12 protein-coding genes, 2 rRNA genes and 1 riboswitch are annotated in these 12,149 nt (G+C 53.9%); all 14 genes read left to right on the top strand.

Annotation, left to right across the window (positions count from 1 at the left end):
- Positions 1–121: ribosomal RNA gene (locus tag KNP85_RS10780) — 23S ribosomal RNA — on the top strand; the annotation flags it as partial.
- A 58-nt stretch (positions 122–179) separates the two neighbouring features.
- Positions 180–295 (top strand): 5S ribosomal RNA (gene rrf / locus KNP85_RS10775).
- A gap of 83 nt (positions 296–378) precedes the next feature.
- Positions 379–570, top strand: a complete 192-nt coding sequence (locus KNP85_RS10770) for an NETI motif-containing protein (protein ID WP_021065189.1) — start codon at positions 379–381, stop codon at positions 568–570.
- Between the two features lie 140 nt (positions 571–710).
- A riboswitch (purine riboswitch) is annotated at positions 711–812 on the top strand.
- A 69-nt stretch (positions 813–881) separates the two neighbouring features.
- Positions 882–1,370, top strand: coding sequence for a 5-(carboxyamino)imidazole ribonucleotide mutase (gene purE, locus KNP85_RS10765; protein WP_021065190.1), 489 nt, complete (start codon positions 882–884; stop codon positions 1,368–1,370).
- The gene (gene purK / locus KNP85_RS10760) at positions 1,370–2,464 is read left to right on the top strand and encodes a 5-(carboxyamino)imidazole ribonucleotide synthase (protein ID WP_214802971.1); all 1,095 of its coding nucleotides are present in this window, start codon (positions 1,370–1,372) and stop codon (positions 2,462–2,464) included. The genes purE and purK overlap by 1 nt, the downstream gene beginning before the upstream one ends.
- Entirely contained in the window at positions 2,461–3,753 is a 1,293-nt protein-coding gene (gene purB, locus KNP85_RS10755) for an adenylosuccinate lyase (protein WP_021065192.1), read from the top strand. The genes purK and purB overlap by 4 nt, the downstream gene beginning before the upstream one ends.
- Before the next feature lie 48 nt (positions 3,754–3,801).
- The gene (purC, locus tag KNP85_RS10750; protein WP_021065193.1) at positions 3,802–4,506 is read left to right on the top strand and encodes a phosphoribosylaminoimidazolesuccinocarboxamide synthase; all 705 of its coding nucleotides are present in this window, start codon (positions 3,802–3,804) and stop codon (positions 4,504–4,506) included.
- Positions 4,503–4,745: a phosphoribosylformylglycinamidine synthase subunit PurS gene (purS, locus tag KNP85_RS10745; RefSeq protein ID WP_021065194.1), complete on the top strand. Its 243-nt coding sequence runs from the start codon at positions 4,503–4,505 to the stop codon at positions 4,743–4,745. Before purC ends, purS begins: the two co-directional genes overlap by 4 nt.
- Positions 4,742–5,422 carry a phosphoribosylformylglycinamidine synthase subunit PurQ gene (purQ, locus tag KNP85_RS10740; protein ID WP_029596116.1) on the top strand — a complete coding sequence of 227 codons (681 nt, stop codon included), beginning with the start codon at positions 4,742–4,744 and terminating at the stop codon, positions 5,420–5,422. Before purS ends, purQ begins: the two co-directional genes overlap by 4 nt.
- Positions 5,406–7,625: a phosphoribosylformylglycinamidine synthase subunit PurL gene (gene purL / locus KNP85_RS10735; RefSeq protein WP_214802969.1), complete on the top strand. Its 2,220-nt coding sequence runs from the start codon at positions 5,406–5,408 to the stop codon at positions 7,623–7,625. Before purQ ends, purL begins: the two co-directional genes overlap by 17 nt.
- A complete protein-coding gene (gene purF, locus KNP85_RS10730) occupies positions 7,601–9,010 on the top strand; it encodes an amidophosphoribosyltransferase (protein WP_058765678.1) in 1,410 nt (469 codons plus the stop codon). Before purL ends, purF begins: the two co-directional genes overlap by 25 nt.
- A gap of 12 nt (positions 9,011–9,022) precedes the next feature.
- A complete protein-coding gene (gene purM / locus KNP85_RS10725) occupies positions 9,023–10,057 on the top strand; it encodes a phosphoribosylformylglycinamidine cyclo-ligase (RefSeq protein ID WP_021065198.1) in 1,035 nt (344 codons plus the stop codon).
- Positions 10,054–10,632 carry a phosphoribosylglycinamide formyltransferase gene (purN, locus tag KNP85_RS10720; protein WP_214802967.1) on the top strand — a complete coding sequence of 193 codons (579 nt, stop codon included), beginning with the start codon at positions 10,054–10,056 and terminating at the stop codon, positions 10,630–10,632. The genes purM and purN overlap by 4 nt, the downstream gene beginning before the upstream one ends.
- Positions 10,629–12,149, top strand: coding sequence for a bifunctional phosphoribosylaminoimidazolecarboxamide formyltransferase/IMP cyclohydrolase (purH, locus tag KNP85_RS10715; protein WP_058765680.1), 1,521 nt, complete (start codon positions 10,629–10,631; stop codon positions 12,147–12,149). Before purN ends, purH begins: the two co-directional genes overlap by 4 nt.

Here is a 12,149-nt window from a genome sequence, read left to right as displayed (position 1 = left end):
TGAGATTTCCCTTTGAGCAATCAAGAAAGACCCCTCAGAGACGATGAGGTAGATAGGTCATGGGTGGAAGCACGGCGACGTGTGGAGCTGAATGATACTAATCGGTCGAGGCTTTGATCTAGTCTAATGGTTTGTGTGAATTGATGAGTCTTCAGTTTTGAGAGAACGATCTCTCTATGTCTGGTGGCGATGGCGAAGTGGTCACACCCGTTCCCATGCCGAACACGGAAGTTAAGCACTTCAGCGCCGAAAGTAGTTGGGGGTCTCCCCCTGTGAGGATAGGACGTCGCCAGGCAAACGGTGGTTCTGGAGCATTCGCTCAAGGGCCGCCGCTTTTTTTATTTATATCGTGATTCAAATGAAAGAGAGGAAGAACAGATGGCCAAAAAAATCAAAGTATACGTCGAGCCAAACGAGACAATCGATGACTGTTTAAATCGAATTGCTCAAATGGGGTATCGCCCGGTACGTAGGATTGAAAAGCCTGTCTTTGAACAAACGGGAACCAAAGACGAACCTGTACATTCCCATCAATCGATTTTGTTTGAGTGCGTTGCTCTCGAATCATAATGCCAAACCGTCACGAATGCGTGGCGGTTTTTTTGTATTTTAACACCACTAAAGACGAACGATAAATATTCAGACAATTAAATTGTTCGCAGTTTGTTGACATGTTTTGAAAGAACAAGGTACGATAGGCGTGTGAGTTAATAACAAATTAAATAGTGCTCCATATAATCGCGAGGAAATGGCTCGCAAGTTTCTACCTGATCGCCGATTCTGATCAGACTATGGGGTATAGTCGACATTTTTTTGTCGTGGCCTATACCCTAAACTGGTTATTCGGTTTAGGGATTTCTTTATTTAAGGGGGACATTTGAATGAAGGCAACAGTAGGTGTGATCATGGGTAGCTCGTCTGATTGGGAAACGATGCGCCATGCTTGTGACATCCTAGAAGAATTGAGTATTCCATATGAAAAACAAGTTGTCTCGGCACATCGGACGCCGGACTTAATGTTTGAATATGCTGAAGAGGCCCGTGCGAGAGGCATACAAGTCATCATTGCAGGCGCAGGAGGAGCAGCCCATTTACCGGGAATGGTCGCAGCGAAAACAACGCTTCCTGTCATCGGAGTGCCTGTTCAATCTAAAGCGTTAAATGGACTTGATTCCTTGCTCTCGATTGTTCAAATGCCTGCAGGAGTACCAGTGGCAACGGTCGCTATCGGACGTGCCGGGGCGACGAACGCGGCCCTACTCGCCGTTCAAATCCTCAGCCTGCAATTCCCCGCACTGGTTGAACGCCTAGATACATATCGCCAAGCGAAGCGCGATATGGCACTTCAAGCGACGGAGGAACTAATCTAATGAGAATCGGCATTTTAGGTGGAGGTCAGTTAGGTCGCATGATGTCTCTCAGTGCGAGTGCTATGGGGTACGAAACGCTAAGCCTCGATCCAAACGCAAACGCGCCCGCCGCTCAGGTTGCACCAAGCATCGTCGCCGCATTTGACGACGTAACGGCAGCACGTGAACTTGCACATCGTTCAGACGTCATCACCTATGAATTTGAGAACATTGATACAGCGATGATTGAGGCCATTGCTGACAAATGTCCTCAAGGGATGGATGTCTTGAAGGCGACACAGCATCGAATCTTTGAAAAACAAATGATTGAAGGGGCAGGTCTTCAAGTCGCACCGTACGTTCCAGTCCGTTCCGTCCGTGATGTCATTCGAGCAAGAGACGTGTTAGGTTTTCCGTTTGTGATTAAGACGTGCCGTTTTGGTTATGACGGTAAAGGTCAAACGGTAATACGTTCAGAACAAGACGTACGCTCGTTCACAGATCAGTTCGAAGAGACGGAATATGTGGCCGAAGCTTGGCTTCCTTTTAAAAAAGAAATCTCTGTTATCGTGACGAGAGGGACGCACGAGACGACGACGTTCCCCATCAGCGAGAACATTCATCGAAACAATATTTTATATCTTTCGATTGTACCGGCACGAGTGGAGCCTGATATTTTAGAGGAGGCGCGTCATTTGGCCCTCCAACTCGCTGACCACATCGGACTGATTGGTACGCTTGCGGTTGAGTTGTTCATTATGGAAGACGGTTCATTGTACGTGAATGAACTTGCGCCACGCCCTCACAACTCAGGGCATTACACGATTGATGCCTGTGAGACATCACAGTTCGAGCAACACATTCGGGCAATCACCGGGATGAAGCTTGGGCGAACGACGCTTTACACACCAATCGTCATGGTCAACCTGTTAGGCGAACATATGGACGAGCTGAACCCGCAAACGTTACCGTCGAATGTTAAACTACATTTGTATGGGAAAGAAGAAGCGAAGCAGGGGCGGAAAATGGGGCATTTGAACGTGATTGCCGCTTCCGTCGAAGAAGCGCTTCAGACCATCGAACAATTGGCAATTTGGAAGGAGACCGTTTTATGATTTCACGTTATACCCGTCCTGAGATGGCGGCGATTTGGACAGACCAGAATAAATTTGAGGCATGGCTCCAAGTAGAGCTGTACGCCTGCGAGGCGTGGAGCGAACTTGGTATCATCCCGAAGGAAGATGTCGCCGTCTTATGGGACAAGGCATCGTTTGATGTCGAACGCATCCTTGAAATCGAGCAAGAGACACGTCATGACGTCATCGCATTCACCCGTGCCGTCTCAGAGACACTCGGTGAAGAGAAGAAGTGGGTGCATTACGGACTGACTTCGACAGACGTCGTCGATACGGCCTTATCGTACTTGATTAAGCAAGCGAACGATATTTTAGAAGCTGACATCGACCGTTTCATCGACATCCTCGCTGAAAAAGCTAGAGCACATAAGTATGACATCATGATGGGCCGTACACACGGTGTCCACGCAGAACCGACGACGTTCGGATTGAAGCTCGCCCTTTGGTACGAAGAGATGAAGCGCAACAAGAAACGGTTCATGGCAGCCCGTGAGACGATTGAATTCGGCAAGATGAGTGGTGCGGTCGGCACGTTCGCAAACATCGATCCGTTCATCGAATCGTATGTGTGTGACAAATTAGGGATTCAAGCAGCACCGATTTCGACGCAGACGTTACAACGTGACCGACACGCCGAATACATGTCCACGCTCGCATTGATTGCCACATCGATTGAGAAGATGGCGACAGAGATTCGCGGCCTCCAAAAGACAGAGACACGTGAGGTCGAAGAATTCTTCGCCAAAGGACAAAAAGGATCGTCAGCAATGCCGCATAAACGTAACCCGATCGGTTCAGAGAACATGACCGGCCTGGCCCGTGTCATTCGCGGTCATATGGTGACGGCGTATGAGAACGTCCCACTCTGGCATGAACGTGACATCTCACACTCATCAGCAGAACGGATCATTCTTCCGGATGCGACGAGTCTCCTCAACTACATGTTGAACCGCTTTGGCAATATCGTGAAGAACTTGACGGTCTTCCCGGACAATATGCGCCGGAACATGGACCGGACGTTTGGCATTATCTTCTCCCAACGCATCTTGCTCGCGTTGATTGAAAAAGGATGGTCGCGCGAAGCCGCTTATGATGCCGTTCAACCGAAGGCGATGCAGGCGTGGGAAGAAGAGACGATGTTCCGCACCTTGATTGAACAAGACGCCGAGATGGGCGCACTCTTCACGAGTGACGAGCTCGACGACCTATTCGACCCGAGCCATCACGTGCGCCGTGTCGATGTTATTTTTGAACGCTGTGGTTTGTGATCGTTGAGGGGCTTCATGCCCCTCTCACTTTTAAGGGGGACGATACAGATGGAAGCAATCTACGAAGGTAAAGCGAAAGCGTTATTTGAGACTGAAGAACAGGGTGTGCTCCGCGTTTATTATAAAGACGACGCGACAGCATTTAACGGGGAGAAGAAAGAATCAATCGCCGGCAAAGGCGTGTTGAACAATGCCATCACGACGCGCTTGTTCGAACTCATGCACGATAACAAGATTCCGACGCATTTCATTAAGCGACTATCGGATCGCGAGCAGCTCGTGCGCCGTGTCGATATCATTCCGCTCGAGGTCGTCGTTCGCAACGTCGCCGCCGGAAGCCTTGCCAAACGACTCGGTTGGGAAGAAGGGACACCGCTCCTGTCACCGATTGTCGAGTTTTACTATAAAGATGACGCACTCGGAGATCCACTCTTAACGGAGGATCATATCCGTTTACTGCAAGTTGCCACACACAAAGAAGTCGAAACATTGCGACAACTTGGTCTGTGGGTCAACGATGTGTTGCTCGATTTCTTCAATGAACATGGCATCGATTTAATCGATTTCAAACTTGAGTTCGGTAAAGTCGATGGCACGATCATCCTTGCCGATGAAATCTCACCAGACACGTGCCGGCTTTGGGACAAAGAGACGAAACAAAAGCTCGATAAAGACGTTTTCCGCAGAGACCTTGGATCTCTGACAGACACATACAGCCAACTGTTAACACGCATAGGGGGAATGGACCGATGAAAAAAGTAAACGTGTACGTGACATTACGTGAAAGTGTACTGGATCCACAAGGCGTCGCCGTAAAAGGTGGGCTCGAACATCTCGGTTTTACAGGGGTAGAGTCGGTACGCATCGGGAAAGTCATCGAGCTTCAAGTGGCAGATGAGACGACCGAAGCGATGGTGCGTGACATGTGTGAGAAGTTGCTCGTCAACACGGTTATCGAGAACTATCGAATCGAGATGGGGGTACTCGCATGAAATTCGCTGTCATCGTCTTCCCCGGATCGAACTGTGACCTCGACATGTATCATGCCGTAAAAGATGTCCTCGGCGAAGAAGCGGACTATGTGTTCCATACGGAAACGTCGCTTGATGGGTACGATGGTGTGCTCCTACCAGGCGGTTTCTCATACGGGGACTACTTGCGCTGTGGTGCCATCGCCCAGTTCTCACCGATTATGAACGAAGTGAAACGATTCGCCGAAGAAGGGCGTCCAGTGCTCGGCGTCTGTAACGGATTCCAAGTGCTCGTCGAAGCGGGACTCCTACCGGGCGTATTGATGCGCAACCGTGATTTGAAGTTCATGTGCAAGACAGTCGAATTGAAAGTCGAAACGAACGAGACGATGTTCACGAACGATTATGAGCTCGGGGAGACGATTCAAGTCCCAATCGCGCACGGGGAAGGCAACTACTACTGTGACGAGGCGACACTCGAGACGCTCCGTGCGAACGGGCAAATCGCCTTCACGTATACCGACAATCCGAATGGATCGGTCGCGAATATCGCAGGAATCACGAACGTACAAGGCAACGTACTCGGAATGATGCCACACCCGGAACGAGCGGTCGAAGCACTCTTAGGCGGGGAAGATGGCAAACGATTATTCACTTCGATGGTGAAATGGGGGACTCGACATGCTACTTACAACTGAACCGACAGCAACACACATCCGTGAAGAGCGACTTTACGCCACGATGGGCTTGACCGATGAGGAATACGCGCTCGTCGTCTCACTACTCGGTCGTGAGCCGAATTATACAGAGATCGGGTTATTCTCGGTCATGTGGTCTGAACACTGTTCGTACAAAAACTCGAAGCCTGTCCTCCGGAAATTCCCGACTACTGGGAAACACGTCCTTCAAGGACCTGGGGAAGGTGCCGGCATCGTCGACATTGGCGATGGCCAGGCCGTCGCATTCAAAATCGAGAGCCATAACCATCCATCGGCGATTGAGCCGTACCAAGGTGCGGCGACAGGTGTCGGCGGGATTATCCGCGACATCTTCTCGATGGGTGCGCGACCGGTCGCACTCCTCAACTCGCTCCGCTTCGGAGATTTGAACGAATCACGTGTGAAACATCTTTTCGGCCACGTCGTCTCCGGCATCGCCGGTTACGGCAACTGTGTCGGCATCCCGACGGTCGGTGGGGAAGTCGCGTTCGACCCGGCCTATGCCGGCAACCCGCTCGTCAACGCGATGTGCGTCGGACTCATTCGCCATGAAGACATTCAAAAAGGGATTGCCGAAGGTGTCGGCAACTCGGTCATGTACGTCGGCGCAACGACAGGACGCGACGGCATTCACGGGGCGACGTTCGCCTCGGAAGAACTCGGTGAGGATGCGGACGAGAAACGCCCGGCCGTCCAAGTCGGGGACCCATTCATGGAGAAACTGTTGATTGAGGCGTGTTTGGAAGTCATTAAGCACCCAGCCCTCGTCGGGATCCAAGACATGGGAGCGGCTGGTCTCACGTCGTCTTCAGCCGAGATGGCATCGAAGGCAGGCATGGGCATCGAGATGAACCTCGACCTCGTCCCACAACGCGAGGCTGACATGACGCCATATGAGATGATGTTGTCCGAGTCACAAGAGCGGATGCTTCTCGTCGTCAAGGCAGGGCATGAAGATGAAATCGAAGCAATCGTCACGAAGTGGGGACTTCATGCGATCAAAGTCGGTGTCGTCATCGAAGAAAAAGTACTCCGTCTTCTCCATCACGGGGAAGTCGCAGCCGAAGTACCGGTCGACGCGCTCGCAGAAGACGCACCGGTCTACCATAAGCCGTCGAAAGTACCGGCATATTATGAGACGTTCCAAGCGATGGCACCGGTCCAACCGGTCGTCACGGACGTACTCACGACATGGAAAGACGTGCTCGCCATGCCGACGATTGCCTCGAAACGTTGGGTGTATGAGCAATACGACCATATGGTCCAAACGTCAACTGTCGTCGCGCCAGGAAGTGATGCGGCCGTCATCCGGATTCGCGACACAGACAAAGCACTCGCGATGACGACGGACTGCAACGCCAAATACGTGTACCTCGACCCACGTGTCGGTGGTGCGATTGCGGTCGCAGAGGCAGCGCGCAACATCGTTGTCAGCGGCGCCACACCGCTCGCCCTCACGGACTGCTTGAACTTCGGTAGCCCGGACAAGCCAGAAGGGTTTTGGCAGCTCGATCAAGCTGTCGAAGGGATGGCAGAAGCGTGCCGTGCCCTCGACACACCAGTCATCGGTGGGAACGTTTCGCTTTACAATGAGTCGAACGGGACGGCGATTTATCCGACGCCGGTCGTCGGCATGGTCGGCTTGATTGACAAACCGGAACATATCACGACGTCGTTCGCGAAAGCAGCAGGCGACATCATCTTCTTGCTCGGGGAGACAAAACCTGAGTTCGGTGGCAGTGCGCTTCAAATGTTGCAAGACGGTCAAGTGAGCGGACAGGCGCCGACGCTTGACCTGGAGACGGAGAGCCGTCAGCAACAAGCGCTCCTCGCAGCAATCCGGGAAGGACTTGTCACGGCGGCCCACGACGTATCGGAAGGTGGACTCGCCGCAGCACTCCCTGAACTCGTGTTCGGCACGGGCTTCGGCGCAGACGTCACAGTCGACACAGATCTCGTGACGACACTTTTCAGCGAATCACAGTCACGGTTCCTCATCACAGTCGCGCCACATCAGGCCGATGCGTTCGCGAAGTTGACGAAGGCGACACGCATCGGACAGGTGACAGACACGCCACAATTGACGGTGCGTGCGAGCGACCGCCTAATCGAAATGGACGTCACGGAACTTGAACGGGTATGGGAAGGAGCTATTCCATGTTATATGACATCCGAGGCATGAACGAGGAGTGCGGGGTATTCGGGGTATTTAATCACCACGAAGCGTCACATCTCGCCTACTACGGCCTCCACAGTCTGCAACACCGGGGACAAGAAGGGACAGGCATCGTCACGGCTGACGGCGAGCGCTTGCACGCCAAACGCGGGCTCGGCCTCGTCGCTGAAGTGTTCGACGAACCGTCGCTCGATGCATTGACCGGGCATCACGCTATCGGTCATGTCCGTTATTCGACGGCAGGCGGCAACACGCTCGAGAACGTCCAACCGCTCCACTTCAAGTCGCTCACGGGCGATTTGGCGATGGCGCACAACGGGAATCTCGTCAACGCCAACGAGTTGAAACATATGCTCGAAGCGGAAGGTGCGATTTTTCAGACGACATCTGACACGGAAGTCGTCGCCCACTTGATTAAGCGGAGCCGCGGCAACTCGATGAAAGAGCGAATCGCGGATAGCTTGGCTCGTCTCGTCGGAGCGTTCGCCTTCCTCTTCTTAACGGAAGACGCGCTCTACGTCGGAGTCGATGTTCACGGATTACGTCCGCTCTCGCTCGGCCAGACCGAGGACGGAGCCTACGTATTCGCCTCAGAGACATGTGCGTTCGACGTCGTGGGGGCGACGTACGTACGTGATGTCGAACCAGGGGAGCTCCTTATGATCACGCAAGACGGGATTGTATCGGAGCGGTACAGCGAGGCCTCGGTCCGCGCGATGTGTTCAATGGAATACATCTACTTCTCGCGGCCGGATTCGATCATCGATGGCGTCAACGTGCACACGGCCCGTAAGGCGATGGGGAAAAAGATGTTCGACGAGGCACCGGTCGAAGCGGACGTCGTCACCGGCGTCCCTGATTCGAGTATCTCAGCGGCCATCGGTTACGCTGAGGCGAGCGGGATTCCGTACGAGATGGGACTCATCAAAAACCGATACGTCGGCCGGACGTTCATTCAACCGTCGCAAGAGTTACGGGAGCGCGGCGTCAAGATGAAACTGTCGGCGCTGCGAGGTGTCGTGAACGGGAAGCGGGTCATCATGGTCGACGACTCAATCGTTCGCGGGACGACGAGCCGACGCATCGTCAAACTGCTCCGTGAAGCCGGGGCGACCGAAGTGCATGTGCGCATCACGTCACCACCGATCAAGCATCCGTGCTATTACGGCATCGATACATCATCAAAGGAAGAGTTGATTGCGGCCACCAAATCCATCGAAGAGATTAAAGAAGAGATTGGGGCCGATTCACTGGCGTTCCTCACATTGGATGGGACGGTCGAAGCAATCGACCGGCCGTTCGAAGGGAACTTGCGCGGGCAGTGCGCCGCTTGCTTCACCGGACTTTATCCAACTGAACTGGCGGAACTTGTAACAGAGACAAAAGCTTGAGGGGGACTGACGATGAGTTTAAGATATGAACAAGCGGGTGTGAATTTAGAGGCAGGTTATGAGGCAGTATCACGCATGAAGCGTCACGTTGCACGGACGATGCGTCCAGAAGTGATGACCGGGCTCGGTAGTTTTGGTGCGATGATTGACCTTGGCTCGATGCAGTTGAAACATCCGATTCTCGTCAGCGGAACGGATGGGGTCGGCACGAAACTCAAACTCGCGTTCGCGCTCGACCAACATGATACGATTGGAATTGACTGTGTGGCGATGTGTGTCAATGACTGTCTCGTCCACGGGGCCGAACCGCTTTATTTCTTAGACTATATCGCGACCGGAAAAGCGGAACCGGCCAAACTTGAGCGCATCGTCGCAGGAGTCGCCGAAGGCTGTGTCCAAGCGGGCTGTGCCCTCGTTGGAGGCGAGACGGCCGAGATGCCGGGGATGTATCCGGACGGCGAATATGACATCGCCGGATTCGCCGTCGGTGTCGTCGAGAAGGAAGCACTGATCGATGGACGGACGATTGAAGCGGGGGACATCGTCCTCGGACTCGCATCATCGGGTGTCCATTCAAACGGATTCTCGCTCGTCCGCCATATCGTCGAATCGCAAGGGCTCGCCTACACTGATGAGATCGCCATGCTCGACACGACGCTCGGGAACGCCCTTTTGTTGCCGACGCGCATCTATTCCGAGGCGGCGAAAGCGGCCATCGCGACGGGGCGTGTCCAAGGCATGGCCCATATCACGGGCGGCGGTTTTTACGAGAACGTGCCACGCATGCTGCCGGAAGGCCTCGGTGTCACATTCGACGCATCGAATTGGCCGAGCCTGCCCGTGTTCGACTGGCTCGAACAAGTCGGGCATGTCTCGAAACAAGAGATGTTCAACGTGTTCAATATGGGTATCGGCTTCATGATCGCAGTCCGTCCTGAAGATGTCGAAGCTGTCGAAGCTGCGCTCGAGCGCGCCGGAGAGACGTCGCATCGCATCGGGAAAGTCGATGCCAAACCGGGTGTCCGCATCATGGGGGTCGACCAATGAAAAAGTTTGCCATCTTCGCCTCCGGGTCCGGTAGCAACGCCGAAGCGATTTGGCAAGCCATTGACCGAGGCGACTTGTCAGGGGAATGTGTCCTGCTCGTCACGGACAAACCAGAAGCGCAAGTACTCGAGCGGGCCGATCGGTTCAACATCCCGACCTTCTCGTTCGAACCGAAGACGTACGCCTCAAAAGCTGAATTCGAACAAGAGATACTCGTCTTATTACAGGCACTCGGCACCGACTATATCGTCTTGGCCGGGTATATGCGGTTGATTGGGGATGTGTTACTGTCAGCATATCCGAACCATATCATTAACATCCATCCGTCGCTCTTACCGGCATTCCCTGGAAAAGACGCCATCGGTCAGGCGCTCGCGGCGAATGTGCCGACGAGCGGGGTCACGGTTCATTACGTCGATGCCGGGATGGACACGGGACCGATCATCGCCCAACAAGACGTCGCCATCGCAGGCTGTGATGCGGCCGAAGCGGCAAGACGCATCCAAGCGGTCGAGCATCAGCTCTATCCGCGCGTACTACAACAAGTGTTTATCCAACAGGAGGTTTTCAAGTGAGAGCATTACTGAGTGTGTCAGATAAAACAGGAATCGTCGAGCTCGCGCAGGCGTTGCATGAAGCGGGCATCGAACTCATTTCGACAGGCGGGACGGAAGCAGCGCTCATCGCGGCCGGCCTTCCGGTAAAAAACATCTCAGCAGTGACGTCGTTCCCAGAGATGCTCGACGGACGCGTGAAGACGCTCCATCCGCTCGTTCACGGTGGCCTGCTCGGACGCCGCGATTTGGACTCGCACGTCGAACAGATGAGAGACCATGACATCGAGCCAATCGACTATGTCGTCGTCAACTTATACCCGTTCAAACAGACGATTGCGAAAGAGAATGCGACGTATGAAGAAGCGATTGAAAATATCGATATCGGTGGACCGAGCATGCTCCGGTCAGCCGCGAAAAACCATGCCAGCGTGACGGTCGTCGTTGATCCGGCCGACTACGGTCATGTGGCCGAAGCGGTTCGTGCCGGCGGGACGACGTTCGAAACACGTCAACGTCTTGCGACAAAAGCGTTCCGTCACACGGCGGCGTATGACGCCTTGATTGCCGACTATTTAGGGCAGCAGATCGGCGAGACGTTCCCGGAACAGCTCACGGTCACGTATGAGAAAGTACAAGACCTCCGTTACGGGGAAAACCCGCACCAGCAGGCAGCGTTTTATAAGACGCCGCTCTATCACGGGATGACGCTCGCGAACGCGAAGCAACTGCACGGCAAAGAACTTTCATATAACAATATCCAAGATACGAATGCGGCGCTCGAGGCGCTCAGCGAATTGACGGAGCCGGCAGCGGTCGTCGTCAAACATATGAACCCGTGCGGTGTCGCTGTCGGACAGACAATCAGCCAGGCGTTCTCAAGAGCCCATGCGGCCGATCCGGTCTCGATTTTTGGAGGCATCGTCGCCTTGAACCGTGAAGTCGATGTGGAAACGGCAGAGGCGCTCCGCAACATCTTCCTAGAAATCATCATCGCGCCATCCTTTAGTGAGGCAGCACTTGACCGATTGAAAGAGAAAAAGAATCTTCGGTTATTGACGCTCGATATGGGCCAGATGACAGGGATGCGCTTGACAGCCGTCGCGGGAGGTCTCCTCGTACAAGATGGGGACGACGTCACACTCGATGATGCGTCATGCCAAATCGTGACGGACCGTCGTCCGACGGCGTCTGAATGGGAAGATTTGAAACTTGCGTGGCGTGTCGTGAAACACGTGAAATCCAACGCCATCGTCGTCGCCAAAGACGAGACGACAATCGGCATCGGTGCGGGACAGATGAACCGCGTCGGCGCGGCGAAAATCGCTTTCGAACAAGCAGGGGAACGTGCTCAAGGGGCCGCTCTCGGTAGCGATGCGTTCTTCCCGATGGGCGATACGGTCGAGGCTGCGGCTGCGGCCGGGATCACGGCCATCATTCAACCGGGCGGATCGATTCGTGACGAAGAGTCGATCGAAGCGGCGAACCGTCACGGCATCACGATGGTGTTCACGTCAGTTCGACACTTCAAACATTGA

The sequence above is a fragment of the Exiguobacterium sp. s194 genome, assembly GCF_018618275.1.
In the GTDB taxonomy this organism is placed as follows: Bacteria; Bacillota; Bacilli; order Exiguobacteriales; family Exiguobacteriaceae; genus Exiguobacterium; species Exiguobacterium chiriqhucha.
Note: the sequence above shows the minus strand (reverse complement) of the source record. Positions and strands in the feature narration are given on the sequence as shown.

Bases quoted from the DNA above. Each gene is read 5' to 3' on its own strand.
- purQ (WP_029596116.1), top strand. From the start codon at position 4,742: ATGAAATTCGCTGTCATCGTCTTCCCCGGATCGAACTGTGACCTCGAC.
- purF (WP_058765678.1), top strand. From the start codon at position 7,601: ATGTTATATGACATCCGAGGCATGAACGAGGAGTGCGGGGTATTCGGG.
- purM (WP_021065198.1), top strand. From the start codon at position 9,023: ATGAGTTTAAGATATGAACAAGCGGGTGTGAATTTAGAGGCAGGTTAT.
- purC (WP_021065193.1), top strand. From the start codon at position 3,802: ATGGAAGCAATCTACGAAGGTAAAGCGAAAGCGTTATTTGAGACTGAA.
- purE (WP_021065190.1), top strand. From the start codon at position 882: ATGAAGGCAACAGTAGGTGTGATCATGGGTAGCTCGTCTGATTGGGAA.
- purB (WP_021065192.1), top strand. From the start codon at position 2,461: ATGATTTCACGTTATACCCGTCCTGAGATGGCGGCGATTTGGACAGAC.
- KNP85_RS10770 (WP_021065189.1), top strand. From the start codon at position 379: ATGGCCAAAAAAATCAAAGTATACGTCGAGCCAAACGAGACAATCGAT.
- purS (WP_021065194.1), top strand. From the start codon at position 4,503: ATGAAAAAAGTAAACGTGTACGTGACATTACGTGAAAGTGTACTGGAT.
- purL (WP_214802969.1), top strand. From the start codon at position 5,406: ATGCTACTTACAACTGAACCGACAGCAACACACATCCGTGAAGAGCGA.
- purN (WP_214802967.1), top strand. From the start codon at position 10,054: ATGAAAAAGTTTGCCATCTTCGCCTCCGGGTCCGGTAGCAACGCCGAA.
- purK (WP_214802971.1), top strand. From the start codon at position 1,370: ATGAGAATCGGCATTTTAGGTGGAGGTCAGTTAGGTCGCATGATGTCT.